At 58.7% G+C, this 24,480-nt stretch carries 28 protein-coding genes and 1 pseudogene; 15 read left to right on the forward strand and 14 right to left on the reverse strand.

The genetic code is table 11. The features are described from left to right. Positions 1-147 precede the first annotated feature (147 nt). From ACR9ZN_RS29315 to ACR9ZN_RS29355, 9 genes and pseudogenes are all read right to left on the reverse strand, one after another. Positions 148-1,158 carry a hypothetical protein gene (locus ACR9ZN_RS29315; RefSeq protein WP_481273851.1) on the reverse strand — a complete coding sequence of 337 codons (1,011 nt, stop codon included), beginning with the start codon at positions 1,156-1,158 and terminating at the stop codon, positions 148-150. A gap of 1,547 nt (positions 1,159-2,705) precedes the next feature. Next, on the reverse strand, positions 2,706-3,005 hold the full coding sequence (locus ACR9ZN_RS29320; protein WP_481273852.1) for a hypothetical protein: 300 nt from the start codon (positions 3,003-3,005) through the stop codon (positions 2,706-2,708). Between the two features lie 274 nt (positions 3,006-3,279). Beyond that, positions 3,280-3,876 carry a hypothetical protein gene (locus ACR9ZN_RS29325; RefSeq protein WP_481273853.1) on the reverse strand — a complete coding sequence of 199 codons (597 nt, stop codon included), beginning with the start codon at positions 3,874-3,876 and terminating at the stop codon, positions 3,280-3,282. Next, positions 3,866-4,075, reverse strand: a complete 210-nt coding sequence (locus ACR9ZN_RS29330) for a hypothetical protein (protein ID WP_481273855.1) — start codon at positions 4,073-4,075, stop codon at positions 3,866-3,868. Before ACR9ZN_RS29330 ends, ACR9ZN_RS29325 begins: the two co-directional genes overlap by 11 nt. Before the next feature lie 52 nt (positions 4,076-4,127). Then, positions 4,128-4,796: a hypothetical protein gene (locus ACR9ZN_RS29335; protein WP_481274430.1), complete on the reverse strand. Its 669-nt coding sequence runs from the start codon at positions 4,794-4,796 to the stop codon at positions 4,128-4,130. 300 nt (positions 4,797-5,096) lie between these two features. Beyond that, positions 5,097-5,345, reverse strand: a pseudogene (locus ACR9ZN_RS29340) (hypothetical protein); the annotation flags it as partial. Next, positions 5,305-5,682 carry a hypothetical protein gene (locus ACR9ZN_RS29345; protein WP_481273857.1) on the reverse strand — a complete coding sequence of 126 codons (378 nt, stop codon included), beginning with the start codon at positions 5,680-5,682 and terminating at the stop codon, positions 5,305-5,307. The gene ACR9ZN_RS29345 and the pseudogene ACR9ZN_RS29340, both read right to left, overlap by 41 nt. A gap of 44 nt (positions 5,683-5,726) precedes the next feature. Continuing rightward, positions 5,727-6,017 (reverse strand): hypothetical protein, encoded by a 291-nt coding sequence (locus ACR9ZN_RS29350; RefSeq protein WP_481273858.1) that lies wholly within the window; start codon positions 6,015-6,017, stop codon positions 5,727-5,729. Positions 6,018-6,200: 183 nt separating this feature from the next. After that, the gene (locus ACR9ZN_RS29355) at positions 6,201-6,422 is read right to left on the reverse strand and encodes a helix-turn-helix domain-containing protein (RefSeq protein WP_481273859.1); all 222 of its coding nucleotides are present in this window, start codon (positions 6,420-6,422) and stop codon (positions 6,201-6,203) included. 192 nt (positions 6,423-6,614) lie between these two features. Here ACR9ZN_RS29355 and ACR9ZN_RS29360 point away from each other — a divergent pair, with 192 nt between their 5' ends. Then, positions 6,615-7,805 carry a tyrosine-type recombinase/integrase gene (locus tag ACR9ZN_RS29360; RefSeq protein WP_481273861.1) on the forward strand — a complete coding sequence of 397 codons (1,191 nt, stop codon included), beginning with the start codon at positions 6,615-6,617 and terminating at the stop codon, positions 7,803-7,805. 60 nt (positions 7,806-7,865) lie between these two features. Here ACR9ZN_RS29360 and ACR9ZN_RS29365 read toward each other — a convergent pair whose 3' ends face one another. From ACR9ZN_RS29365 to ACR9ZN_RS29380, 4 genes are all read right to left on the reverse strand, one after another. Continuing rightward, on the reverse strand, positions 7,866-9,473 hold the full coding sequence (locus ACR9ZN_RS29365) for a recombinase family protein (RefSeq protein ID WP_481273862.1): 1,608 nt from the start codon (positions 9,471-9,473) through the stop codon (positions 7,866-7,868). 155 nt (positions 9,474-9,628) lie between these two features. Beyond that, positions 9,629-9,829, reverse strand: a complete 201-nt coding sequence (locus tag ACR9ZN_RS29370; RefSeq protein ID WP_481273863.1) for a hypothetical protein — start codon at positions 9,827-9,829, stop codon at positions 9,629-9,631. Then, on the reverse strand, positions 9,826-10,767 hold the full coding sequence (locus ACR9ZN_RS29375) for a hypothetical protein (RefSeq protein ID WP_481273864.1): 942 nt from the start codon (positions 10,765-10,767) through the stop codon (positions 9,826-9,828). Before ACR9ZN_RS29375 ends, ACR9ZN_RS29370 begins: the two co-directional genes overlap by 4 nt. Before the next feature lie 80 nt (positions 10,768-10,847). Beyond that, on the reverse strand, positions 10,848-11,681 hold the full coding sequence (locus ACR9ZN_RS29380) for a helix-turn-helix domain-containing protein (protein ID WP_481273865.1): 834 nt from the start codon (positions 11,679-11,681) through the stop codon (positions 10,848-10,850). A 141-nt stretch (positions 11,682-11,822) separates the two neighbouring features. Here ACR9ZN_RS29380 and ACR9ZN_RS29385 point away from each other — a divergent pair, with 141 nt between their 5' ends. The 7 genes from ACR9ZN_RS29385 (at position 11,823) to ACR9ZN_RS29415 (ending at position 16,359) form a co-directional block, all read left to right on the forward strand. Further along, positions 11,823-12,071, forward strand: coding sequence for a carph-isopro domain-containing protein (locus ACR9ZN_RS29385; RefSeq protein WP_481273866.1), 249 nt, complete (start codon positions 11,823-11,825; stop codon positions 12,069-12,071). Positions 12,072-12,357: 286 nt separating this feature from the next. After that, complete coding sequence (locus ACR9ZN_RS29390) at positions 12,358-12,771, forward strand: hypothetical protein (protein WP_481273867.1); 414 nt, start codon at positions 12,358-12,360, stop codon at positions 12,769-12,771. Between the two features lie 116 nt (positions 12,772-12,887). After that, positions 12,888-13,199, forward strand: a complete 312-nt coding sequence (locus tag ACR9ZN_RS29395; protein WP_481273868.1) for a hypothetical protein — start codon at positions 12,888-12,890, stop codon at positions 13,197-13,199. After that, positions 13,192-14,133: a hypothetical protein gene (locus tag ACR9ZN_RS29400; protein WP_481273869.1), complete on the forward strand. Its 942-nt coding sequence runs from the start codon at positions 13,192-13,194 to the stop codon at positions 14,131-14,133. The genes ACR9ZN_RS29395 and ACR9ZN_RS29400 overlap by 8 nt, the downstream gene beginning before the upstream one ends. Further along, entirely contained in the window at positions 14,127-14,438 is a 312-nt protein-coding gene (locus tag ACR9ZN_RS29405; protein WP_481273870.1) for a hypothetical protein, read from the forward strand. The genes ACR9ZN_RS29400 and ACR9ZN_RS29405 overlap by 7 nt, the downstream gene beginning before the upstream one ends. After that, positions 14,389-15,792, forward strand: a complete 1,404-nt coding sequence (locus ACR9ZN_RS29410; protein ID WP_481273871.1) for a DnaB-like helicase C-terminal domain-containing protein — start codon at positions 14,389-14,391, stop codon at positions 15,790-15,792. The genes ACR9ZN_RS29405 and ACR9ZN_RS29410 overlap by 50 nt, the downstream gene beginning before the upstream one ends. Positions 15,793-15,795: 3 nt before the next feature. Next, a complete protein-coding gene (locus tag ACR9ZN_RS29415) occupies positions 15,796-16,359 on the forward strand; it encodes a hypothetical protein (RefSeq protein WP_481273872.1) in 564 nt (187 codons plus the stop codon). A gap of 89 nt (positions 16,360-16,448) precedes the next feature. Here the strand turns inward: ACR9ZN_RS29415 and ACR9ZN_RS29420 are convergent, their stop codons facing one another. Next, positions 16,449-17,138 carry a hypothetical protein gene (locus ACR9ZN_RS29420; RefSeq protein ID WP_481273873.1) on the reverse strand — a complete coding sequence of 230 codons (690 nt, stop codon included), beginning with the start codon at positions 17,136-17,138 and terminating at the stop codon, positions 16,449-16,451. 291 nt (positions 17,139-17,429) lie between these two features. On the opposite strand from ACR9ZN_RS29420, the gene ACR9ZN_RS29425 reads away from it, so the two are divergent. Genes ACR9ZN_RS29425 through ACR9ZN_RS29455 form a run of 7 tightly spaced genes read left to right on the forward strand, consistent with a single transcriptional unit; the run spans position 17,430 to position 24,477 of the window. Continuing rightward, the gene (locus tag ACR9ZN_RS29425) at positions 17,430-17,939 is read left to right on the forward strand and encodes a terminase small subunit-like protein (RefSeq protein WP_481273874.1); all 510 of its coding nucleotides are present in this window, start codon (positions 17,430-17,432) and stop codon (positions 17,937-17,939) included. Then, on the forward strand, positions 17,905-19,476 hold the full coding sequence (locus ACR9ZN_RS29430) for a terminase (RefSeq protein ID WP_481273875.1): 1,572 nt from the start codon (positions 17,905-17,907) through the stop codon (positions 19,474-19,476). The genes ACR9ZN_RS29425 and ACR9ZN_RS29430 overlap by 35 nt, the downstream gene beginning before the upstream one ends. After that, the gene (locus tag ACR9ZN_RS29435; RefSeq protein ID WP_481273876.1) at positions 19,476-21,662 is read left to right on the forward strand and encodes a hypothetical protein; all 2,187 of its coding nucleotides are present in this window, start codon (positions 19,476-19,478) and stop codon (positions 21,660-21,662) included. Before ACR9ZN_RS29430 ends, ACR9ZN_RS29435 begins: the two co-directional genes overlap by 1 nt. Continuing rightward, positions 21,662-22,672, forward strand: coding sequence for a hypothetical protein (locus ACR9ZN_RS29440; RefSeq protein ID WP_481273877.1), 1,011 nt, complete (start codon positions 21,662-21,664; stop codon positions 22,670-22,672). The genes ACR9ZN_RS29435 and ACR9ZN_RS29440 overlap by 1 nt, the downstream gene beginning before the upstream one ends. Then, positions 22,672-22,947: a hypothetical protein gene (locus ACR9ZN_RS29445; RefSeq protein WP_481273878.1), complete on the forward strand. Its 276-nt coding sequence runs from the start codon at positions 22,672-22,674 to the stop codon at positions 22,945-22,947. The genes ACR9ZN_RS29440 and ACR9ZN_RS29445 overlap by 1 nt, the downstream gene beginning before the upstream one ends. 2 nt (positions 22,948-22,949) lie before the next feature. After that, positions 22,950-23,309: a hypothetical protein gene (locus tag ACR9ZN_RS29450; protein WP_481273879.1), complete on the forward strand. Its 360-nt coding sequence runs from the start codon at positions 22,950-22,952 to the stop codon at positions 23,307-23,309. A 43-nt stretch (positions 23,310-23,352) separates the two neighbouring features. Next, on the forward strand, positions 23,353-24,477 hold the full coding sequence (locus tag ACR9ZN_RS29455) for a hypothetical protein (RefSeq protein ID WP_481273880.1): 1,125 nt from the start codon (positions 23,353-23,355) through the stop codon (positions 24,475-24,477). Positions 24,478-24,480: the final 3 nt, after the last annotated feature.

The raw sequence follows: 24,480 nt of genomic DNA on the forward strand, positions 1-24,480 counted from the left end.
TTTTCCTTTCGTGATGGCTGAAAAGTATGGGCGCAAATAAAAAACCGCCCAGGTTTCCCTGAGCGGCGAAGTCTTGCGAAGGAGAGCCCGTGAAGACGAAAATCGTGCTCTACCTATAATGCGCCCGAGGCCAGACTTGGCAGACTCCTACGCTGCCTGCTTTTCTGGGGCCGTTGTTTCGGCCCAAAACTCTATAAGTCCTTCAACGGCGTGCTTGATGAGATCGGCCCCGCGCTTGGTTGCGCGGCTATAGGTCACCTTCGGAGCCTCTCCGATTTCCGTCGCGGTTTGCCTTTGCAGGATAGCCCTCACAAGTACGTCGAGGGACTCCTCGCCAATTCGATTGCGCAACCTGTGCATGGTCCGCAAGGCATAAGCCCGATGCAGAGCAAGGGGTGTCTGGACGTTGGGTCCGCCTCTATTGCCGGTACGATGCATCTGGCGTGTCCACGCAATCTGGGGGTCGTCCTCGCCTTTCATCTTATCAGGCGTTGGGTCAACGGGTTCCGGGCGACGCGATCCTTTGGTGCGATCAACGCCTTCTTTCATGGTGTGCCAGCTCGTGAACTGGTTGCCATCTTCGTCTTCCATCCGAACGCCGATCGCGAGAATACGACCGCTCCTGGCGCCGGATTTCGCTCTCGCGCGGTTGAATTCGAAGCCGTGGGTTGCGCGTGCGGTCAGCCATTCCGGCGTGGGGCCATAGGTCGGCTCCCTATCGACATTAAATCCGTCGGGCCGTACGAACCGCCCACTGTCGCTGATCTCGAAGAAGTCTTCGGTGATCGCGCCATAGGCAGGGGAAGGAATGGCGCTGGCGTCCGCCACGGCGCGCTCCAGTATGCCCTCCAGCCATTCAATGGCATCGACAGCATAGGGGCCAAGCTCGCCCGTCTTCGCCCTCGTCAGAAGCGGGAATTGGTGCGTGGCCTTGCCGGACAGGTAATCGAAGTCAAAGTCTACATCCCCGATCTCCGCAAATGCGGCTCGGTGCCATTCATTGGCAGGGCGTGGGCCAGGAGGCGCCGAGCCCTCATCGATAAATGGCCGGCATGCCTCCGTCTGGAGCCACAGGCGCTTATATTCGGAGCTTGGTCCCTCAGAGGGAAAGTTATCATTGGCTGCTACAGGAATAGAAAGTCGAGCCGTCTTCGGCATGCAAAAACCCTCGCAGAAAATTCCCTGCCGGTTATCCGGTCAGGGTCGGCTTCGTCGTTTTCATGGGAGCTCTTGCTACTAGATTTAGTATGACTCTAGGTGAATAGAGTCAACATTTAGCGTATTAAATATCAGCAACCAACTTGACGCGACCGTGAAGCTCAAGCTTCAGATCTAGGCGTTCAAGGGGACGGCAAGGGAAGGTACACATTCTCAAGCCGGTCAAACTGTAAAAAAGATTATCTTGTTAATTATGATTAGATGAGCACCGATTACCAATTAACATTGATAAGTGTATCCAGTGGACGTACGCCCTGAAGAGGTTGACACCATCAATATCAGGTATAATGTTGCCTTCAATTCCAGCATCACGTTGGAACGATGGAAGTCGGGGACTTTATTCGCCAGATCATTGCCATAGCGCAGAGGCAGGCGTGGATTTTCGACCTTGATGACCTAACGATAATCGAGATTTGAGGGAGGCCTTCGGTCTCCCTTTTTTCGTTGATTCAGGCGAGTGATACGATTTCTCTCAGTCGTTCTCAGAGAGCCACTTCGCAATCACCGTGATACTCTGCCGCCCTATGCCGGGTACGATCGTCAGATCCAGTACTGCCACTTCGACAGGTGCAGGCTCCCACCCATCCGGTCGCGAGCCTTCGACCGGATGCAGATAGCGCCAGAGATGGTGCAGAACGCGCTTTGCGTGCGCTTCGTTGGAAAAATAGCTCGATAGATTCTGCAATTTAGGGGCACCACAAAGCAAGACATCACTTAGAAGTCACCGATGTCTTCGAATTCTATGGCCAGATACTTCGCTGCATAGTCTCAAGAAGACGATATTCCATAAGGTAAGTCCAGAAAATTCTAGTTATTTAATATTAAGAGGTATATTTATACTTCCAGAAAAGCCAGGCCTGACAATGCTAGTATTGATCCGTTTGTCCGACCGCTGCTCCACCCGACCGTGCGGCTCGGCCACTCCGTACCTGAATTTCTATGATCAGACCAAGCGCGGCAAACGCCGCGTCCATCTGCTCAAGCTTTGAGGCATGATCAAGCCGGAATAGACGGTCAACTGACTCGCGATGCCAGCCAAGCCGGCGAGCTAGCTCGGCACGGGTGATGCCGGCAGCACGTAATGCGCTGTACAGTTGCACCTTGAGTTGCGTCCCTAGGTAAGGTCGAACCATGACATTACGGGGAGCCTCACGGTCACCGGACGGGATGTCCTCTCCATCGGCTATGCGCGACGCTAGGGCTTCCTCGATCGCATCCCGGGCGTGCCGGGCTGCGTCCGCTCTGTCGTTTCCGAAGGTCACGACCTCAGGCAGCGTCGGACATGTGACAAGCAATGTGCCGTTGTCATCCGGCGTGAGTTCAATTCTATATTGCATCAGCGACGGCCCTGGATGCGTTCCAGCGATTCCATTCTCGCATGTTTCGGCGGCCGCGTGTTCCACACAAGTGTGGAGTGCTCCCGGTGGACCTGGGAGGAGCAGAAGGGTTGCCGCCACCCTCCCGGCGCCAGGGGCTTCCGCTATGCCCTACGCTGCCTTTGGCAGATACCGGCCCCTGGTCTCTTCCCCATTGTTCTTTTCGAGGTCGTCCGCGTAGACGTTCGGACCGTTCTTGCGGAGTCGGGCCAGCATCGCCGCACGTTCGCGCGGAGGGTTTGGGGAGCGCTCGATAATCCCCTCGCGGACATGCACGAGGTAAGCCCGGCGGCACGCCTCCAGATCGTGCTGCCCCTTCGGCGCGCCAGGCAGCACACCTTCGGCAATTAACTGTGAGACCCAGCGGCTCGACACATCGAGGTCGAGAGCGATTTCGGTAATGGTTGCCATTTCGAATCCTTTTATGGCTGTGCTTCCGCCGATCGGAGAACCCCGGCCGCCAGTGCGAAAATGATGATGAATTGTGCGCAGATTGCGCGTGGTGTTTGCAGGGGGATTGCACGCCCAAGTGCCCGTAATTACTGGCTCCGGGGCACGATGATGATGAAGTAAGACCTTTTTGAATCTGTTAGTTAGACACAGATCGAGCTTGCGCGGGACCTACATGGCTATATCCACAGAGGTACCTTGGGTTTTTTTGGCAGGCCGACTACCAGCCGCTGCGTTATCTGCGAATGGCCGTCTTCATCGCGTCCAGCATCGCCTTCGGCCCCCTCTGCATCATCTCGCGTGTGATTGTCTCGCGGAAAACCTGCACAAATGGAACGTCCATCTTCACTGGTGTCGTACGCTTCAAGACATACATCAACTTGAGCTTCTTCTTCCTGCCTCTGCCGGTGACGACATAGAGGGCGTCACCACGCCGGAACTTGCGCTTCAGGTTTACTGGCCGCTGAGATGACACCACGCCATGCCGGCCTCGCTTCGCCCCGATTGGGATAGCCAAGCTGCCCTGGCCCTGCCGCGTGCCGCCGAAAGCATGAAGGCGGAGATGTCCACGGCCATCGGAGCGGGCATCGTTGATCTCGATCGAGAGATCCATCTTTGTGCTCTTGCGAACGCCGAGAGCCCAGCCAATGAAGCTCGGGTTCTTTGCTTCAACCTTAGTGGGCCACATGCTGACCAACTCAGCCCTGGTGGCGAAAGCGCTTTCGTTGAGCGCCTTGGACAACGCGAACGGTAGCTGCTTGGCCGCGACACCCAGCCGATCGGCCATTCGCTGAAAGCTGGTGAAGTCGAACGATAGAAACTCATTCGACATGGGCAGTATCCTCTTCCTTCTCCAAGCCGAACACGGCCGGTGCGATGATCGGGACGATTGAGCCGTCCGCCTGATTGGAAAGGGCGACGAATTTCGCGCCGCCTGGCGTCACGAGAATGCCGATAACATCGACCTCATCGCCGCTACCAGGGAGGTGAGCCGAGAAGGGGCCGAAGGCGAAACTTGTGGTGGGGTTCATGTTGGTGTCCTGAATGAATGGAGACGCGCCGGGATGGCGCGGGGTGGGTTGGTTAGGACGCGGCGCCATATTCGACGGCGCCGCGCGCATCGACACGTGCGAGTAGCGGCTTGTTCAGCCAGTCATCTGTACTAGTTAGCTGACCGAGGGTGAGCGCCCGGCAAAGCTGAGAAACCATTGAGGTTCCAATTCCCATCAGCGCTTCGTCGGTGGGATGGCACGGCGTGAACTCATGAATGTACTCGCCACCGTTCTCTCCCGTCAGTGAGAGGCGGTAGGTCATGATGTCGAACACACTGCCCATTGCGGCGACGTCGGTAATTTCAACAACGTTACTGCCGCGCGGCAGATTGTGCCCATGCTTGCCTATCTCGCTCACGTCAGACTTCGCCGGCTTGGCCCCGCCGTTTGCCTTGGCGCGAGCAACGGCCGCTTCCTTGGCATCCTGGTAGGCTTCCGGCAGGTCCTCGTGATACTTTTCCAGCGAGAGCCAATTGGCGAGGCTGGTCTGGTATTTTTTCTCCCGACCGATAGCGGCGTAGTGGTTTGTCCACGCCGTAGCTCGGGCAACCAACTCAGCATGCAACTCGCCGTCGGGGCGAAGTTTGTCGTACGCCGCCTTGGCCTTGTGGCGGTCTACCTTCTTGCCCCATGCTTGCCAGAGCTGCTCAAATCCGCTTTGCTCTTTCGGGTCCCGCGCACCCGGTGGAGGGGCGGCCAAGCCGGCGTTTGCCGGCGCAGCGCCAGACCCGGAAGCCGGGGCGTGGGTGCCTTCCCCTTCGGGGTTCCTACTTCCCGTAGGCCCGCTTGTAAGCGGGCTAGGTAAGTAGGATTCGTATTCCACGGGTAACACACTAGAGACCGTAGTGTGTTCCACGGGTACTACACTTGTGTATTCCACGGGTACTACACTAGCGCATTGCCCTTTAGTGTATTCCACGGGTACCACGCTATCCCATTTTGGAACGAATTCCGACGGCCTGGTACCTATGCCAGGGACACGAATGAAGTAACCCCACTCGACCAGTTCCTGCGTTGCCTTCATTACCGTCCGCGTGGACATCCCCATTTCCTGGGCGATGTAACGAACGCTGGCGCGAGCGTTCTTGTACTTTGCATAGTAGGTGTCCAGAACGCAGTACGCGACGCTGGTGTGACGATCCTCCTTCCTGCGGTCGAGCAACAATCGACCAATGAACTTCCAACGCGCAAGCAAGCCATCGTCGGTATCAGGCTTCGACATTGGCGGCCTCCGCATCAAGGCGGTCATATTCGGCCATCTCAATTTCGAGGTCGCGCTTGTGCCTCAAATAGCTTTCTTCAGTGAGATCCAGATTGGGAAGGAAGATAGGGCTGCCAGTGTCAGTTCGTCCTACTTGCGTGAGGGCGCCATGCTCGCGAAGGCGATTGAGAAACCGGCAGATGGAGCGGCGGGGCATGCCGTAGGCGCGAGCCATGGCCGTAGGCACCACAACAGCCGGCCCGCCTTTGAGCATCCAGAACTGCACGACCTCCATGAGGATGCGCGAGTATCGGCCCGACCTTGCATAAGGCGGTGGCCCCTCGACAGTGAAGTGCAGTGCCCGGTCAAGCAAAGGCTCGGGCACGTCTTCCAGACGGCTATAGGGCGGATTGAATTCGGGAGCCCGCATCATGCGGCCACCCGAACGGTAAGCGCTTGGTAGGCGGCAATAACGGCTTGTGTGAGCGCCCGGCGCATCGGGCCTTCGCGCATAGTTATGCAGTGACGCCCGGCCGCCCGCGGGCCGTCCTTAAGGACGACAAAGGATGAGCCATCCGAGCGCTCGCGCAGCACGGCGCGATAGATATAAATCTGGCCGTCGATGAGCGCCGTGAAGTTGGCGACGCCGCGACCGTAGTCGGGGAATCGATCGTTCTGCAGGCCATCGAACGGCTTGATATTCATGATTTCGATTTGCATCGAATTGACCTCTGGTGGTGCCGCACATAGCGGCATGACTGTGGTTGGAAGGTCCACGCCCGCGTACGGACACGGCTTCGCCGTTCCCTCCGAAGAAGGTTGGGCAGGCTTGGGATTGGAAGGGGGCCGCCCCGCACAAGTGTTCCACGGGTCGCACAAGGCGATTGGCGCAGGGCGGGTTAGCTAGGCTGCCATCTTGGTGGGGCCGGCAGCCTGTTCCTGCTCACCGATCCACCGAAGCAGCGTGGATTTGCGAGCAAGAATGGTTTCGCCGAGCCGGAAGGTGGGCAAACTTCCGGTGGCAACGGCGTGATAGACGGACCGCTTGGGCACGCCGATGAAAGCCGCAATGGCATCGGCGCCTTTCAGAACATCCGTTGCCAGACTTTCTTGCGGAAAATTCATGTTTCCTCACATTTATGTTGACGGGCCCTCAGAACGCGTTCATAAGGTTGTTGACATAGGGTGCTTGCTGGGCTTTTTGTAAGCGCAATCTGATAGCTAGCGCTAAAGCACGCTTTCTGTCAAGATTTATGTCGTTTATTTTCCTCCATTCCGCATGTTGCAAATAGTCCGCGTGTCGGCTAGCTGTTCTGCATGGCGACAATACGCAAAAGAGTGCTGTCCTCCGGCGATACCGCTTGGCAATGCGACTACCGCGACGCGGCCGGAAAACGCCGCTCTAAGCAGTTCTCTCTTAAGAAGGACGCCGACGCATGGCTCGTGAAGGCGCGGCATGAAGTGGGGCAGGGGCTCCACATCCCCGACAGCCAAGCCAGCACGATCGCCGAGGCGGCTAAGCTTTGGCTCGAAACGGTCGATGCAGCGGGCCGAGAGAGATCCACAGCGGCGCAGTATCGGCAACACATCGATCTTCACATCAAACCCTACATCGGTGCGACGTCGCTTCAGAAGCTGACTGTTGCGATGGTGCGGGCCTGGGAAGATCAGCTTCGCGCCGACGGCCGGTCGGTGGCGCTTATCCGCAAGGTTCGCACTTCGCTGGGCGCCATCCTGGCCGATGCAATGGATCGGGGCATCGCTACTCGCAATGTCGTGCGGGAGCGGGGCAGGGCTCGGCGCAGCGGCACCGACAAGCGAGCCGAAAAACGCGCCACCGGCAAGCTTCGCATCGGCGTTGATATTCCGAGCCGTGCCGAAATCAGGGCGCTGCTGGGTAAACTGGAAGGCCGCTGGCGCCCCATGATCATGACAGCAATCTTCGCCGGCCTGCGAGCTTCGGAACTGCGCGGCCTGCGTTGGAATGATATTGACCTCGAAGCTGCGAAGATCGAAGTTTCGCAGCGAGCCGATCGATATGACGATATCGGAGCGCCCAAGTCGGCCAGCGGCTGGCGTACCGTTCCCATTCCGTCGGCGCTGGTGGCCGAATTGGAAAAGTGGAAAGCGATTTGCCCCAAAGGGGAGCTGGGGCTCGCGTTTCCGAATGGCGCCGGCAACGTCGAGTCGCTTGCCAACATCCGCAACAGGGGCCTTGTGCCTGCCTGGGAAGCTGCCGGTATTGTCGAAGGCACTGGCAAGGTCGATGAGGACGGCAAACCTGTCGTTGCGGCCAAGTATCAAGGCATGCACGCGCTGCGCCATTTCTATGCGAGTTGGTGCATCAACCGGAAGGCCGACGGCGGGCTTGAGCTGCCGCCGAAGACTGTTCAAAGCCGCATGGGGCACTCCTCCATTACCGTTACCCTGGACACGTACGGGCATCTTTTTCCCTCCGATGACGACGGCCGAGAAATGGCCGATGCGGCATCAGCTTTGATGGCTTGACGCAACACGGTTGCAACATCAGGTCAGAAAGACTAGATGAATCAACAAGCGAAAGAAGTATCATAATCCGCGTGTCGGGGGTTCAAGTCCCTCTCCCGCTACCATCGAATTCACCGACAGATCGCTCAAGAGCGGCGCAAGGTGGCCAGTCACTTCAAAGACATATGGCTCGTGCGCCTGCCTTGGGCGGATGGTTACGGCTTCGACGAATACCCGGAAGAGATTGCGCAGATCGGCGGGGATATCGCCGAAGCCTCCGCTCAAGATCACGTGCAGCATTTCCAGATTTTGATGGAAGGCCTTCACTGCCGTGGGGTGAAGCTCGATCACGTTCGTCTCGTTGGCGGCTGTCGCCAGCTCCGCAGCATAGCGGTCCCGGTCGGCGCGCAATGGCGCCAGACGCTCAGCGGCCTCGCCAGCGTCAAGAATTCCCGCTCCGATCATATCGACAATTCGGCTGATCCCGGCTTTAGCGTCCGCCAGTCCCTTCTCCAGTTTCGCACGCCCGCGCCGTGACGCGGCCTCAAGCGCTCGCCTCTCTTCTCGATAGGCGGCGACATAGGCCGCCAGCAGCTCGGGCGTTTTCAATTGTGCCCGCAGGTGGTCGACGACGGCGGCTTCGATGCGCTCGACATAGTAGCGCGATTGGTTGTTGCAGGTTCGAGCCTCCTTATGGTTCGAACAGATGATGCGCTGGCCGCCGCGGTCGGGGCCTTGAATGACCATGCTGCCGCCGCAGGCACCGCAGCGCATCAGACCGGACAGGAGCCTTTTCCCCGGTCGGCCGCCGCGAGAGTTCGGCCCACGCGCCAGAGCCTGCTTTCGGGCGGCTGCCTCGCCGGCATCATCTTCCCGTACAATCCGCAAATGCGGCATGTCGACCGTCTGCCATTCGTTTTCAGGGTTCGGCCTCGACACCCTCTTGCCGGTATCGGGGTCGCGAACCATGCGCACGCGGTTCCAGACAAGCCGGCCGCTGTAGAGAGGGTTTTGCAGCAGCCCGTTCCCGCGCTTGGCATTCCCGTTGATCGTTGACGCCGCCCAGCGGCCACCTCGAGGTGCAGTCACGCCATCCTGGTTCAGGCCAATGGCAATGGTGCGCGGGCTGGATCCCGCCCGATACTCGGTAAAGATCCGGCGCACGACGGCGGCCTCTTCCTCCACGATTTCCATCTCGCCAGGCTTGCCGGGAATAGGCCGGTAGCCATAGGCACGGCCGCCGGCATGCCTTTTGTCTCGGATGACGCCAGCCAGGCCCCGGCGCACCTTGTTGGCGAGGTCAGCTAGATAAAGGCTGCCGAGCATGCCGCGCACGCCGATCTGGACCTGATCAACCTTGCCCTCGTGAACGGCGAGGATTTCAACGCCACGGAAAGACAGGCGCTTGTAGAGGCCAGCAAGGTCTTCCTGATCGCGGGAGAGGCGGTCCAGGGCCTCGACGATGATGGTGGTGAAGCTGCCGGTCTTCGACGCGTCGATCAGGCTGAGGAGCCCGTCACGCCCGAATACAGAGGCGCCAGAACGGGCGCGATCGTGAAAGGTGGAAACGACATTGATACCGTTTCGATCGGCGTAGGAGCGGCAAAGCGCGATTTGATCCTCGACGCTGCGATCGTTCTGCAGGTCAGTCGAGTATCTGGCGTAGATCGCCCCGCGCTTGGTGTTCATTGCCGCTTCCCGATGTGTTTGTGACGAGACGGGCGTGATCGATGCGCGCCTGACGCCGTGCCAATGCTTGAACGAACTCGATTAAGAGCGGATCTGGCGGCCGCTGCAATTGGTTGCAACGGCCGCCCCCAAGCGCGGGGGATGGTAGGGCGGGGCTAGCCATCGGCGCAATGCCCCTCCTTCGCGTTCTTGGGCAAGCAATAGATCGTCTCCCGAACCTCCATGACGCGGACGGTCATGCCGTTGTGCTCGACCATGTTCCGGGCCTTGTCGAGCGCATGGTCATAGGTGGTGAGCTTGCGAGCGGGCACGGCCATGAAGCGCTTTTCGTTCGTGATGTCGCCACGTGTGTTCATATAACGCAGCTTTCGAGCGCTAGGACGTTGTTCACGAAGCTGACGACTTCTTTATCGCCAATATCGAGATCGTCCGGCGATCTGCTCCAAAGGGTGTGCTGGCGCTTGACGATCTTGGCCTGGACAATGAAGCCGGCGACAGTTCGGGGCTGGATTGCCATAGCCCGAAGCATGAGACTGTCTAGCTCTTCGCACAGGGCGATGTATTCCTCTTCGTTAGCCGTGTCTCCGCATTCGAGCTGATAAGCTCTGTATCGTTCACCGTGCTCTTTGGCGGCCTGCCTCAGCTCCGCAGCCCGAGTTTCAATCTCTTTGATTTTGTTGAGAGACGCATAATAAACTAGCGAAGAAGGCGCCTTAACTTCCTTGGCGATTTCCTGGTTCCACGCTTGGCCAGGGCGTTCATTGATATTGAACCACCTGACGTCCTTTTCAGTGACAATCAGTGCGGCTGGGACGTCGTAATAGACCGCGTTGCAGCCTTCAGTTAGCAGGCTATCCCTCTCACAATTCAGATCAATTTTGGCATATAGATCGTCGAGCTGCTGACCGAGGACCAGCAATTCGGCGTCGGAATGAACAAGAGAAGCACCGACAGGTGAGGATTTCAGATAATCCAGAGCGGCCGAAAGAAGGTTTGGGCCGAAGCCGTTGCACGCATCATCGACAGCCTCTTCCCGCGCAAGTTCAATCGCGGCAATAGCTCCTGCAAGTGAGGTGACCTTAGGGGTTTCGTCCAGCAGTCGGTGGAAAGGCACACCGCTCGCATATCCGAGGCGTTCAAGCTCCTCGCGGGCGATGTCGAGCGGGGCATCGTTGTGAGCGGCCAGAAGCGCTCGATACTCGCGGACCAGAGCGAGCATTTCATCATTGTTGGAGGCTGTCAGCGGCGCGGGGATCGCGGTGGCGGTGGTGAAGTTCTGAACCTGCATGTTCATGTGAGTGCTCTCCATCCGGGGGGACGGCCCGGTATGGAGAGCGTACGCTTATTGCGTAGGATGTCAAACGCAAAAGGCGTTCATAAATGGCGATATCCGCCTATGACGGTGCCGCCTATGAAAATATCAGTGGGCTCTGACACTCCGACTTCTTTGAACGGAAGCGATCCTCCGTCAGGTAGGCGCACTACCTCAGGTCGTCCTTCGATGGTCGCTCGGCGATCTCCGAGTTCCGGCTGAGTACTGCTAAGGCTGAATTGAGCACCATTTGGTGTCAATCTCACAGTGCGTATAGTAGTTTCTGCAACACCACCGCGCACGCGATGGATTATGACGTATTGTCCGTCTGATAATACATGCGTAAATGGATTTACAACGCAAATCGCATAGTCATTTTTATTAAACATTACATCGAATGAATGATCGACAACTTCATAGGCTATTTGTTCTCGATCTAGAAATCGTATATCAGGGCCGATAGGCAAGAAATTGTCATATATTCCAACGAGAGCTTCCTCAACCCAGGCCCCAGCTTGCACATTTCCTATTACGCGGATTTGCGAATAATTAGACAGGCTCATCTGAAGGTCTGTGAGGTCATCGCCCACAGGGATGTTGAGCAGCCGATGCATCGCGATTGCCTCGTTGAGTGTCCAACGAGCAACTGAAATGCCGAGCAAAGGCGCGATGTCCCAAATTCGTATCGGCGGCTCGCCCCGTCCAATTATTGCCGTCGCCACCTTGCGGACGGCGGGCAACGGCAATTCGTCAGGATAAGAAGACTGGTCCTCAAGCCTTTGGTAGCCTGACGGAGTCCGATAACCGATCATGCGCGCGATCTCTCCCATTGAGAAACCAGCGCGCTCGCGAAGCGCCTTTAATTTCTCTGCCGCGGATGGCGGGGTATTCGTCACTGGCTTGTCCTCTCATTTCGTACGCTTCCAGCATATCTAGTGCCACATCCATCTTTCTGGCGCTACGTCCTTGCTGTACGCACATTGCGTGTGTTATACATACGCTAATGGCGTGCAATTTTGAAATGAGGCGAGATTTGCATGATTGGCGAGACGCAGGCCGACCGAATTATCGGTAGATTTGGGGGGATTTCAGCCGCAGCAACTGCGCTTTCAATCTCAAAATCGACGGTGCAGCGGTGGAAGCAATCGGGATACATACATCCGCGCCATCACGAGCTAATTCTTGAAACGGCTCTGACCTCGGGCTTGCCGATCACGCTGTCGGATTTTCTCACAGTTAATCCTAAACATCTCGCGTTCAGCTCGCGCGGAGTAAAGGTCGAATGACCTTCACTGCCACCACGATCAGCGGCTGTACGGTAGCGCCATCATCGATTGCCGTCCGCAGGCGGATGCCGATAGCGGCGCGTGGGCAGCCGGCGCAATGCTGGCCGCCTTGCTCTCCGTCGCTCTTCTTTGAGCCGCTTGATGATGCGGCTCGTCAGTTCCCAGATCCCTTCCATCGTTTCTCCTTTGGCATGCGCGTCTTCTTGGCGGTCGCCGCGCAGTGCCTTCGACCATCCTCAATCCCGGCATCAGTGGCCGGACTCGTGCCCCGCAACAGGAGCACGAGATGCCGCGCGAGTTCATCCACGAGAACCGGATATTTTCTCCAAACGAGGCCGAAAAGATGAGTGCCGCGACAGCTGTCGATTTTGACGATGCTGCCCGCAGTTTCGTTGGGCGTTTAGAAGATTTGCGAGGTCGGGATGGTGCAGCGCGCGCCATCGGCGCTGGCTCAGGTACGCTTGAGAACATCCGGCGCGGCCGGCGCAAGGGCATTTCCGTTGGCCTTTTCGTTCGCATCCAAGGAGCCGTGATACGTGAGCTTCAAAAGGAAATCCGCGCTCTGGAGGCAGAGGTTGCTTTTGCTGAGCAATGCGGTGTCGGCGCTGGTCGCGATGAAATATCGACGGCTCAGACTGCGCTTCAGAAGGCTCGGACGGCGATCAAGGACCTCACCCGGCAGAGGGGATCTGCCGAATGACGATGCCGAGCCTCCAGAAGTCTGATCTCGTCCATGCTTTCCGGGCGTGCCTTCGCGAACTGGCGCTTGACCTTGGCTATGAGGTCTCGAACCGGATCGGGGGCAACGACACGATCGTGATCGAGCGCAACAGATTGGTTTGCGACCGAAATGCCGACCTGTTGGTGAGCATGACCTTTCACGGCGCAGATTTCTCTCTAGCCGTGACGATCGACCCCGTGGGCTGGAATGAGAAGACATCGCCAGAGATCGACGACTATTTCCAATGGGCCAACCAGCTGCGCGCCCACGGCATCGGCGCCTTCCATTTCACCGGCACGGAGATCACCGCGGCCGTCGGCCTGTGCGCCGATCAGGCCATCAATTCCATCATTGATTTTCAGACTGGCCGCATCATCGCGGCGGCGGCAGGGCTCAGCAATGGCTAGTGCAAAGACTGAACGCAAAAGCCCCTGGCTGAAATTCTACCCCACCGACTGGCGGGCAGATCCAAAGCTGCGCATGTGCAGCATCGCGGCGCGCGGCCTGTGGATGGAAGTCATTTGCCTGATGTGGGAGTCCAGCCAGCGCGGGCATCTGCTGGTGAATGATCGAGCGGTTACGCCCAAGCAGTTGGCATCGCTGGCCGGCATCAGCCTGAAGGAATGCTCTGCTCTCCTCGCGGAGCTGCAGGAGGCAGCAGTCTACAGCGTGAGCGAAGACGGCGCGATCTATAGCCGGCGCATGGTGCGGGATATCGAGAAAGCGGAGCGCGACAGAAACAACGGTAAAGGGGGAGGCAACCCGAACCTTATCCCTCAGGTTAACGGAGGGGTTAACCCCCAAGACGATGAAGGGGATAAGGGGGAGGATAAAGCCCATAGTACGCGCACGTCCGCGTACCATATTCCAGAAGCTAGATTAGATAGTTCCACCTCTACGGTTGATACTAGCGTATCAACCTCCGAGGTGCCGCCTGCCCAGCCTGCGGCCGCCTTGCCCGAAGAACAGTCCGACGAAGATCTGTTCTGGTCCCTGGCCAAGGAATGCGAGGCGAAGGGCATCGTCCGGTCACGCCTCGGCAAACTCCTGAAGCTCGCCCACGCTGGGGCAACCACCATGCCGGCAGCCACGCGGCTGGTGCAGAGCTGCCTGAAGGCAAAAGACCCTTCGACCTATTTCGGCGCCACCATCCGAGAGCTTGAGGATGAGGCCGGCGTCACCAGGGCCAAGCAGATCACCCAGGCCAAGAACGGCAAAAAGGTCCCTCCTTGGGTGAGCGAATGGCGAGAGGCAGGCGAGACGGTCACGCCGATCGGCCCGAACCAATGGGCATCCCGCGGCAACACCTACGACGACGAGGGGAGGCTGACCGGATGGTAGCGCGCAACGTCGACGAGATTTTCCGAGAACATCACATTCAGGCCAGGTCAAACCGCAATGGACGTTTCAGAACAGTTTGCCCCGAGTGCAGCGCCAAACGGAAGCGCAAGCGCGACCGGTGCCTCTCCGTCAAGGTCGATGGGAGCGGCGCCCAGTGGTACTGCCACCACTGCGGATGGAACGGCGGCGAATTCTTCGAAACGCAGCGCAGCGGCAACGGCCTACGCCACGAGCAGGGGTATCAGTTCAGCGACTTTGGATCGGCTCAACGCCGAGTCCGGTACAACCTTTTTCCCGGGCATTGAGCGGCGGGACGAGGCGCTTTTCTGGCCCTACTTCGTCGGCGGCCAGCGAACCTACTGGAAGGCGAGGGCGCTCTCGGAAAAAACCTTTGTGTCGCAGAAGGACGCCAAGGCTTCGTTCTTCAATCTCGACAACGTGCTGAACGGTCCACTCGACGTCGTCTACATCACGGAAGGGGAGTTCGACGCGGCATCGCTGATCGAGGCCGGCATCTCCCTCAATCGCGTGCTGTCTGTCCCTGGTGGCGCGCCTGAGAAGCTGCGCGAGGAGGACGAGGAGAGCACTGACGGTTTCGGGTACGTTCTCGATGCGCTTGCGATGGGCCTGAACAAGGTTCGGAAATTCGTCTGGTGCGGCGACAGTGACGGCCCCGGACGGATCCTGCGCCGCATCATGGCGAAGATCCTCGGGCAGGCTCGCTTTCACTTCCTCGAATGGCCGGACGGGGTGAAGGACGCCAACGATTTCCTGTTGAGCGACGGCGCCGATGCGCTTCGCGAAATGGTCGAACAAGGCTCGCTGCCTTGGCCGGTAGACGGTCTGTATCTCATGAGCGAGATCCCGGAGCCGCCGCCGATCTTCACCTGGTCGCCCGGTTTCGACGAGTGGGAAAACAAGATCAAGCTCGCGCCCGGCATGCTCAGTGTCGTCACGGGTCTGCCCAACCACGGCAAGACGGTCCTATGGGCTCAGATCTGGTTCCAGATCGTGCGCAAATACGGATTCCGCATGGCGATGGCGTCTTTCGAGACCGGCGAAAAGCCCCACCTTCGCCGGCAGATCCGCACCCTGCACAGCCTCGTCCCTGAGATGAACATGGATGGCCGGATGATGGCGGCGGCCGATCGCTTCATTGACGATCATTACGTGTTCCTCAAGCACCCCGAAGGGCAGCCGGATCTGAACTGGCTCCTCGATCGCGCCGAGGTCGCGGTTGTGCGCTACGGCGTCAAAGCGATCCAGGTCGATCCTTGGAACCGCATGGAGCACAAGCGAGAAGGGCGGGAGAGCGAGACCGACTACATCGGGCGCTGTCTCAACGCGGTCATCCAGTTCGCTCGAGACATGCACTGCCATGTCCAGATTCTGGCGCACCCGTCCAAACGCGATGGCCACCTGAGGAAAGAACCGCCGGAACTGGAGGACATCTCGGGCTCCATGAACTGGTTCAACAGGGTGGATCAGGGATTTGTCGTACACCGGCCTGACTTCTTCAAGGACGGCAAGCGCTGCACGGAAGCAGACCTCTACCAGCGGAAAGCTCGCTTCGAAGAGCTGGGCTACGTCTGCAAGGTCGGACTGAATTACGACCTTGAGAAGCGCCGCTACGTCTCCACCGATTATGAAACGAGGTGATCCATGGCTCGTGCAGGACGCAAACGACAGCTTGGCATTCGGGAACCGAATGGGCGCCTGTCGCGCTCGAAGCCAGCCAGGATCGAACGCGAGAAGGATATCAAGGCCGTGATGATTTCAGCCCGCATGCGCCAGACGGGATTGCCTGAAAGCTTGGTGGATGGCCGGCCCGAACTGGGGAAGCCCAATGTCGGCACCACGCAGGGATGGCTGCGGATCCAGGGCGAACTGAACAAAGATCAATTCCAGGCAGCAGAATGGTATCTGGGCAAGCGGAATGAATACCTTCAGGCGATTGTAGCGCCCGGCGCCGTATCGAACCGTGTCGTCCTGCCGGAAGAGGGCGATCCGGAGGCGTATGCCCGGTGGTGCAGGCGCACAATGTTGAAGTGGGACGAGATCATGAACTGCCTGCAGGTGGCGTCCACGATCGCCCGCATGCCGATCATTTCCGCCTTCGATCACATCCTTCATCGCCAGACGCCAAACCTGCATCACATGTACAGCGATCTGCGTATCGGCCTCACGGCAATTTACCGGATATTTCTAAGGGTTGGCGTCGACTAGGCTTGACAACCCCCATGTCAGAAATTCATCGTCTCTAATGGTACCTGAGGATATTTGCGCCGGGAATATGAATGGGCGCCCTTCCGGCGTCACGGCAACTGCAGGGTTGCCGGAAACTTCAGCCAAAATGACCGCATGGCGCCAGTGAGATCCTGAAACTCAGACTCTGAAATCTCAAGATACTCATGGCGGGGAGGTCCAAAGCTGCTTGGCAATGGTACCCCACCGGGTGATTTCAGATAAACTGGATACCTGGAAGCCAACTCGTCGAGAGATTTTCCCTGTCCGTGCTTGTAGACGTTTACGATAAGTCGGCAGGCCTCAATCTTCGGGTAGAAACTCTCTGTGGTTACATCCCAGCCGAGTTGATTTAAGACGTCGAATAGGTCTTTGGCATTCGTCTCCCATGAAATTTTCTCGACGTCCTTGGCCGAATAATGCCAATGAAGCTCTCTTTCGATTAGATCTCGTAAGTGCTTGTCCCACTGATGAAAGCAGCCGGCAAGCGCTCCAAGTAGAGTCTGTTTTCGAAGGTCTTGTAGAAGGCCATAATACTCGTACGCGGCACCTCTAGCCGCGTCTGCTATATCGGCAGGATGGTTTTCGCTGACAGCGTAGAGGGCAGACGCCGCACGATTATATTCTGCATCAACGATATCGTCTGCCTCTGCGTCAATATTGGCAAAGTGAGACAAAACCCTGGCGTTGACCTGCTCCACATAAAAATCATGCCGCTTCAGCAGAAACTGAAGGAAATCTCGCGAAATTGTATGGAGCATATCGGGTCTCTAACACGATAGATTTTCATACAAATCAGATGGCGTTACAGGCGACCGACTGGGCGACGAACAAATAGCAACGCTTTGCCAGCTGCAGTCGGGCCGGTGCCCCCAAGTTTCTGTTCCACAAGGCCCATCGCTCGCAGCTCCTCAAGGGTCTGGTAGTCGACGTTAAGCTGAGCTGTGCCGTTCACCACTCGCTGAAGCAACCTCAGCTGCTCAGCAGTCAGATCTTCTCTTTTCAATTCAACCTCCCAACTAGAAGGCGCTCCATCAACCGAGCGAGCTTCGATGACTGACGATGCGCATTCTACACAAGATGTCGCTGCCGACGCTGCAAAGATTGGGCGCCCGTCGAGCTTTACCCAGGAGATAGCCGACGGCATCTGCGAACGCCTGGCAAACGGGGAGAGCCTGCGCAGCATCTGCCTTGACGGGAACATGCCGGCACAGTCGACGGTTTTTCGTTGGCTGGCAGCGATCGCCAGTTTTCGCGAGCAGTACGCCCACGCGCGGGAGGCCCAGGCGGATGCGCTTTTCGACGAGTCGTTGGATATTGCGGACGATGGCAGCAACGATTGGATGCGGCGCAACGACCCTGAAAATCCCGGCTGGCAAGCGAATGGCGAGAATATCCAGCGCTCCAAATTGCGGATCGAAACGCGGCGGTGGATGGCGGGCAAGCTTCGGCCCAAGGTCTACGGCGAAAAGACCGCTGTTGAACACGGTGTGAGCGGCGAAGTCTCTGAACTGCTGAAAGCGATCGATGGCACAACGCGCGGCCTTCCAAGCGGCGGTTGAGCAGTTCTCTGACGTCCGCTGGAGGCTGAGCAACCTCTATTGGATCGTGGACAAGGAAGGCCATCGCGTCCGGTTTCGGATGAACTGGGCTCAAGAGGCCCTATTCGAGGAGATGCACTACCAGAACGTCATCTTGAAAGCGCGTCAGCTCGGCTTCACGACGTTCATTCAGATTTTCATGCTGGACGCCGCGGTGTTCAATTCGAACATCCGGTGCGGCACCATCGCTCACACCCTGGGCGACGCGCAGACGATCTTTCGGGACAAGGTGAAGCTCCCCTATGATCATCTGCCCGATGGCATCAAAGACGCGGTGCCGATCGTCAACAGCAACTCGCAGGAACTGTTGCTGAAGAACAATTCGAGCGTGAGGGTGGGCACGTCGCTCCGATCCGGCACGCTGCAATATCTGCATGTGTCTGAGTACGGAAAACTCTGCGCGAAGTTCCCCGAGAAGGCGAGGGAGGTTCGAACCGGCGCGCTGAACACCGTGCAGGCTGGCCAGCTTGTCTTTGTCGAGAGCACGGCGGAAGGGCAGGAAGGCCACTATTACGAGACGTGCACGATTGCCCAGGCCAAACAGCGCACCGGCACGCCTCTGACGACACTCGATTTCAAATTCCATTTCTTCCCATGGTGGAAGAACCCGGAATACGAGATTGACCCGGCCGGCGTCGTCATCGGCGATGACATGGCCAAGTATTTCGACAAGCTGGCCAAGACCGTGGTCAGCCTGCGGCCAGGGCAGAAAGCCTGGTACGTCAAGAAGGCGGAAACTCAGCTTTCGGACATGAAGCGGGAATATCCGTCGACACCGGAAGAGGCTTTCGAGGCGGCTGTGGAGGGCGCCTACTACGCTGATGAGCTGGCCAAGCTGGAGCTTCGCGGCGGCATCGGGATATTTCCGGCCGATCCGAAGTTTCTGGTTCACGGCGCTTGGGATATCGGCAGGCACGATTATACGGCGATCTGGTTTTTCCAGATCATCGGCGGCCGGATTCGCATTGTCGGGTATTACCAGCAGGCCGGTGAGGGCCTGCCGCACCACGCCAAGGAGATCAAGGATCTGGCCAAGCAGCGCGGCTGGACGCTCGGCACGCAGATATGGCCGCACGATGGCCGCGTGACGGAATGGGGCTCAGGCCTGGGCCGTGTCGAGCAAGGCTTGCAGCACGGTTTGAAGATCATCATCGGCGCCGATCTCAGTATCGATGACGGTATCAACGCGGTGCGCTCCACGCTGCCGCTCTGCGACTTTGACGAAGGCGCGACAAGCGAAGGCCGCAAGGCCCTGTCTGCCTACCGCAAGGAGTGGTCGGACGATCGGGGCATGTGGCTGGATAAGCCCTGGCACGGTTGGCCCAGCCATGGCGCCGACGCTTTCCGGTACCTGTCGGTGAGCCGGCACATGATTTCTGACGTGCTGGTTCCCAAGGATCCAGAGGAAGAAAAGCCCAAGCTCGGGCTGTCCGACTGGACATTTGATGAGCTGCACGAGGACGCGAACTTGATGACAGATCGCAGAGAGCGCGCCTGATGGCAGACGATTACAATTCGCGCGAACAGCCCGGCACCGTGGCCATGAAATGGCTATCGGAGATCGAGGCCGCCCAGCGCGACATGCAGCCATACCGCACGCGGTGCAACAAGATCCGCAGGTTCTACCGGTATGACAGCAGCCGCACGGCCAAGCGTCGGCGGTTCCAGTTGTTCTGGTCGAATATCGAGACCATGAAGCCGGCCGTCTATGCCCAGACGCCCAAGGCGGTGGTGGACACCCGTTTTCGCACTGGCAACCCTGTCGCCCGCATCGCCTCGCAGTTGCTCGAGCGGACAATCCAGTTCCAGTTCGACGCCAACGATTTCGACCGATTCCTGAAGCAGATCCGCGACGACTATTTGCTCTATGCCCGCGGCGTTCCCAGGCTGCGCTATGAAGCGGTGTTCGAAGAGGCTGATGTCGAAGACGGCTTGACCGAGGCTCCGCAGGAGCAGCGTGCCGAGGCCGAAGAGGCAGGCCCTACGGAAGTGCTCGCCTTTGAAAATGTCCGGCTGGACTATGTGCAGCGCGAGGATTTCATTCACCCCAAGGGCCGGACGTGGGAAGAGCTGCCCTGGCTGGCATATCGGGCCTATCTGACGGGAAAGCAGTTCAAGGAGAGGTTCCCCGACTATCCCGGCGCCGTGCCGCTCAACAGTTCCGAAAGCCGCGAAACCAGTGACGGGCAGCCTTCGGACAGCGAAACCCGCAAGGCTGAGATATTCGAAATCTGGGACAAGGTGAACCAGCGCGTCTTGTGGGTTGCCAAGGGATGCGCCGAGGTCCTGGAGGAGGGTGCGCCCTATCTCAAGCTCAACGGCTTCTATCCGTCACCTCGTCCCGCCTATGGCACGCTGACCAACGACAGCTTGGAGCCGATCCCGGATTTCATTTTCTACCAGGATCAGACCGAGGAAATTGACGATCTGACGAACCGGATCGCGGCCCTGACCGATGCTCTAAAGCTCATCGGCTTCTATCCGGCTGGGCCGCAGGGTGAAGGCGCTCCGGAAATCGAGCGTGCAATGACGCCCGGCGTCGAAAACAAGATGATCGCTGTGAAGTCTTGGGCGGCTTTCACCGACAAGGCCCAGGGCGGGGCGCCGATCGTCTGGCTACCCGTCGATCAGGTCGCCAAGATCATTGTGGAGTGCATCAACCTTCGCAAACAGCTCAAGGATGATGTTCGGGAGATAACCGGCATTTCCGACCTGATGCGCGGTGACACCGATCCGAACGAGACAGCGCATGCGCAGAATCTCAAGGCGCAATACGGCTCGTCCCGCATGGGGGATCGCAAGAAGGAGCTTGCCCGGGTTGCCCGCGATATCGTCAGCATGGCGGGGGAGATCATCGCCGAGCAATTCCAGCTCTCCACGATGATGGAAGTGTCGGAAACGCAGCTTCCCACTCGGCAGGATGTGGCCATGCAGCAGCAGCAGGCCGCGCTTGAGTTCCAGAAAGCTCAATCGCAATGGCAGCAGGCAGCTCAGATGGCGCAGCAGCAGGGCCAGCAGCCTCCTCCCCAGCCTCAGCCGCCGCAGGTCCTGAACAACCTCGGGCCGACACAGGAAGACGTTCAGGAACTGCTCCGCAATGGTGTTCTTCGCCGCTTCCGCCTCGATATCGAGACTGACAGCACTGTGTCGGCCGACGAGACGCAGGAGAAGCAGGACCGCACCGAGTTCCTGCAGGCAGTGAGCCAGTTCATGACGGTCTGGGGGCCGATGGTTCAGCAGCAGCCTGACCTGGCACCGATGGCCTGTCAGTTCCTGCTGTTTGGTGTCCGCGCCTTCCCTGTCGCTCGTGAGCTGCAGAACGTGATCGAGGAAACCACTGACAAGCTGATGGCGATGGCCGGCCAGCCCAAGCAGCCGCCGCAGCCCTCGCCCGATGAGCAGATCAAGATGGAAACCGCCAAGATCAAGGGGCAAGCGGAGATCCAGAAGGCGAACACCGAGGCGCAGACGTCCCAGTTCGAAGCTCAGGCCAAGATGGGGCACACCAAGATGGAAATGGATCGGGCCGCCCAGGAGCATCAGATGGGCCTGGAGGCCATGCAGGCCGATCACGCCATCAAAATGCGCACGCTTGAGCAGCAGGTCCTGATGGACGAGCGCCGCATGGTGGCACAGGACGCTGTGAACGGGATGCTACGGCCGAAGAACACGGGGCAACCCTGATGTCCAACCAGGCGCTGCGCCAAGCCTCAGTGCGGGCCGCCACGGGCACCGCCTACGACTATAACGGCGACTGGTCTGCGCTGTTCGACCTGGCCGGCGTGCCTGCCTATGACTGGAATGGCCGCCTACTGGCTTATATCAATCTAAAGCTCGGCACCCCTTACACCGAGATCAACGGGGCGATGGCCGCCTTTGCGATTGCGAACGGCGCACCGGACTGGAATTCCCTCGGTACGTTCTCGGCAGCGCTCTTCGACCCGGCCGCCACTGCTCTCTTTGCTCGCATGACCGTGCAGCCCGACAACACCCGGAAGGCGCTCATCAACTCCACGATCGTGGGGTTGAAGGCCAGCGGCATATGGGCCAAGGCAGACGCGCTTTACGTGACGGCCGCACATGATGCGCAGTCCGCTCGGCTTAACTGGGTACAGGACCTCTACAATCTGACGGCGATAAACGCGCCTACATTCACCGTGGACCGTGGATACGCTGGCGACGGCTCGACATCGAGCCTTGTCACCGGAATAACTCCAGCGACAGCCAGTCTCAAGTTCAAGCAGGACAGCTCTCATATCTCTTTCTACAATCGCTCGGTGCGCGCGGCCGATGCCTCAATCCAAATGGGAGTATTCACCGGCTCGACGGCGACATACCTACAAACACGCGGCACCGGTGATCAGTTTAATCAAGCCCTCAACGATGCTGGTTCGGCACCGGCAATAGCGAATGCCGCAAACCCCGGCCTCTATGCCATTGACCGCGCATCCTCTGCGCAATTCTTGGCGTTCAAGAACGGAGCGCAAGTTGGAACGTCGGTGATCGCCAGCACCGCCCCGACGAACGCCGCTCAATTCGGCATTCTATTCATTACATCTGACGGCGGTTCTCTTGGCTTCACCACCGATCAAGTTGGCTGTGCCACGATTGGAGCAAGCCTTGGCGTGACGATGCAGGGGCAGCTTTACACCGCTATCCAGGCCTACATGACCGCGATAGGAGCAAACGTCTAATGACCGTCCAAGCCTTCATCGTGCTCGACACAGACCAAAAAAACGCGGCTGCCGCGCTCAATAGTCCCGATGCTGCGGTAATGCCTCAGGTGGTCACCAACACTTTGGCCAACAATCTGGGCTTTGGCACGCTGGTGGGCCTCTTCGTGTTGCCGGCGCGTCTCCTGAACGATCCGGCCTATGCCGCTTGGGTGCCTTCGCTGGGAACGCTTCCGATCCATGTCATGGACAGCGAAACCCTGTTCGTCCCGGTGACACTGCCTTGGGGGCACTGAGCATGAACGCAGACCAGGCATACCGCGACAATTTCAAGCTGATCGATTGGTCGATACCGATCGAGACGGTGAAGCCTGAGCGCTCACGCGGCGCGCGCTCTGACCTGCCGTGCCCGATGCTCGTTCGCGATGACATCGGCGCCGTGAAGAGCATGCAGGACGGCAAATTCTACGACAGCCGTTCCGCTCTCTATCGCTCCTACAAAGACCAGGGCGTTCGCATCATGGAAGCCGGCGAAGAACCGTCCCGGCCCGATCGCCCCCCGGTGACCAAGGCTGAAATTGCCGAGGCAGTCCAGAAGGTAAAGCAGGGCTACAAGCCCGATCCTCTTCCGACCTCTGTCCTTCCTGAGGACGAATAGCCAGCCCGACATCAACGGGTAGCGGCGCAACCCCCAAGAGAGCATGACCGACGAAGTCCTGAACGAGGGCGTCATTGAGACGCCAGCGGGCGATGACCTGCGTGCGACGATCACCGCGGCTATTGAGCAGCAGCGGGCAGCCGTCACGGAAACCCCGGCTGAAACTCCCCTTGCCAATGAGCAGGAAGAGGCAAAGCAGGCCCGCGCCCGCGACGAGAGCGGCCGGTTCGCCAGCCAGGAGAAGGCCCAGGAGAAGCCCCAAGAGGGCAAGGAGCAGAAGGCCGGCGCGGCTGATGCCCCGAAGGGCGACAATGCCGCTCCTGAGACTCCGCAGGAGGATCAGCAAGCTATCCGGCCGCCTCCCGGTTGGTCTCCCAAGAGCAAGGCCGCCTTTGACAGCCTGCCGCCCGAGGTAAAGGCCGATATCGTCAAGCGTGAGCAGGAGGTGAACCAGGGGTTTGCCAAGCTCACGGAATATAAGGGACTGGAGCCATTTGCTGAACGGGCGCGTCAGGCTCGTACGACGCTCGAAGCTGCCCTAACCAACTACACAAACTGGGAAGATTCTTTCAGGCGTGATCCGTTTGCTGCCGTCGCCCATCTCGCCGGCAATATAGGGATTCATCCGCAAAAGTTTGCGCAGGCCCTCCTGCAGCGTCTGGGTAGTGGCCAGCAGCCACAGACCGACGCCGACCCAAACGCGATGCAGATCCATCCGGCTCTGCTGCAAGAACTTGCCCAGCTGAAAAGCATCGTCACCAATCAAGAGAGTGAACGAGCCAACCAGCACAGGCAGACCGTGGCTCAGAACGTCGACACGTTCTTTGCCGATCCCAAGAACAGGTATGCCGACAACGTGTCGGAGATCATGGTGAGCCTCATCAACCAGGCCAACACCAGCGGGCAGAAAATCGACCTTCCCGCGATCTACGAAACGGCCTGTTGGATGCATCCCGACGTCAGGCAGTTGCTCATCAACGAGCGTGCCACCACTCCCGCCGCATCAAACGCGGCAAAGGCCAATGCGGCAGCTCAAGCCCGCCAGGCCTCCAAAGCCGTGACCGGCGCACCGGCTCGAGGTGAGACCCCGACCAACGCGCCACCCGCCAATGAATCGCTCAGAGAGACTATCCGGCGCTCTATCGCAGAGCAGCGCGGCGAGGCCTGAGTA

The organism is Labrys sp. HAY1-8F (assembly GCF_056754975.1).

Bases quoted from the DNA above. Each gene is read 5' to 3' on its own strand.
- ACR9ZN_RS29315 (WP_481273851.1), bottom strand. From the start codon at position 1,158: ATGCCGAAGACGGCTCGACTTTCTATTCCTGTAGCAGCCAATGATAAC.
- ACR9ZN_RS29320 (WP_481273852.1), bottom strand. From the start codon at position 3,005: ATGGCAACCATTACCGAAATCGCTCTCGACCTCGATGTGTCGAGCCGC.
- ACR9ZN_RS29325 (WP_481273853.1), bottom strand. From the start codon at position 3,876: ATGTCGAATGAGTTTCTATCGTTCGACTTCACCAGCTTTCAGCGAATG.
- ACR9ZN_RS29330 (WP_481273855.1), bottom strand. From the start codon at position 4,075: ATGAACCCCACCACAAGTTTCGCCTTCGGCCCCTTCTCGGCTCACCTC.
- ACR9ZN_RS29350 (WP_481273858.1), bottom strand. From the start codon at position 6,017: ATGCAAATCGAAATCATGAATATCAAGCCGTTCGATGGCCTGCAGAAC.
- ACR9ZN_RS29355 (WP_481273859.1), bottom strand. From the start codon at position 6,422: ATGAATTTTCCGCAAGAAAGTCTGGCAACGGATGTTCTGAAAGGCGCC.
- ACR9ZN_RS29360 (WP_481273861.1), top strand. From the start codon at position 6,615: ATGGCGACAATACGCAAAAGAGTGCTGTCCTCCGGCGATACCGCTTGG.
- ACR9ZN_RS29365 (WP_481273862.1), bottom strand. From the start codon at position 9,473: ATGAACACCAAGCGCGGGGCGATCTACGCCAGATACTCGACTGACCTG.
- ACR9ZN_RS29370 (WP_481273863.1), bottom strand. From the start codon at position 9,829: ATGAACACACGTGGCGACATCACGAACGAAAAGCGCTTCATGGCCGTG.
- ACR9ZN_RS29375 (WP_481273864.1), bottom strand. From the start codon at position 10,767: ATGAACATGCAGGTTCAGAACTTCACCACCGCCACCGCGATCCCCGCG.
- ACR9ZN_RS29385 (WP_481273866.1), top strand. From the start codon at position 11,823: ATGATTGGCGAGACGCAGGCCGACCGAATTATCGGTAGATTTGGGGGG.
- ACR9ZN_RS29390 (WP_481273867.1), top strand. From the start codon at position 12,358: ATGCCGCGCGAGTTCATCCACGAGAACCGGATATTTTCTCCAAACGAG.
- ACR9ZN_RS29400 (WP_481273869.1), top strand. From the start codon at position 13,192: ATGGCTAGTGCAAAGACTGAACGCAAAAGCCCCTGGCTGAAATTCTAC.
- ACR9ZN_RS29405 (WP_481273870.1), top strand. From the start codon at position 14,127: ATGGTAGCGCGCAACGTCGACGAGATTTTCCGAGAACATCACATTCAG.
- ACR9ZN_RS29415 (WP_481273872.1), top strand. From the start codon at position 15,796: ATGGCTCGTGCAGGACGCAAACGACAGCTTGGCATTCGGGAACCGAAT.
- ACR9ZN_RS29420 (WP_481273873.1), bottom strand. From the start codon at position 17,138: ATGCTCCATACAATTTCGCGAGATTTCCTTCAGTTTCTGCTGAAGCGG.
- ACR9ZN_RS29425 (WP_481273874.1), top strand. From the start codon at position 17,430: ATGACTGACGATGCGCATTCTACACAAGATGTCGCTGCCGACGCTGCA.
- ACR9ZN_RS29430 (WP_481273875.1), top strand. From the start codon at position 17,905: ATGGCACAACGCGCGGCCTTCCAAGCGGCGGTTGAGCAGTTCTCTGAC.
- ACR9ZN_RS29435 (WP_481273876.1), top strand. From the start codon at position 19,476: ATGGCAGACGATTACAATTCGCGCGAACAGCCCGGCACCGTGGCCATG.
- ACR9ZN_RS29440 (WP_481273877.1), top strand. From the start codon at position 21,662: ATGTCCAACCAGGCGCTGCGCCAAGCCTCAGTGCGGGCCGCCACGGGC.
- ACR9ZN_RS29445 (WP_481273878.1), top strand. From the start codon at position 22,672: ATGACCGTCCAAGCCTTCATCGTGCTCGACACAGACCAAAAAAACGCG.
- ACR9ZN_RS29450 (WP_481273879.1), top strand. From the start codon at position 22,950: ATGAACGCAGACCAGGCATACCGCGACAATTTCAAGCTGATCGATTGG.
- ACR9ZN_RS29455 (WP_481273880.1), top strand. From the start codon at position 23,353: ATGACCGACGAAGTCCTGAACGAGGGCGTCATTGAGACGCCAGCGGGC.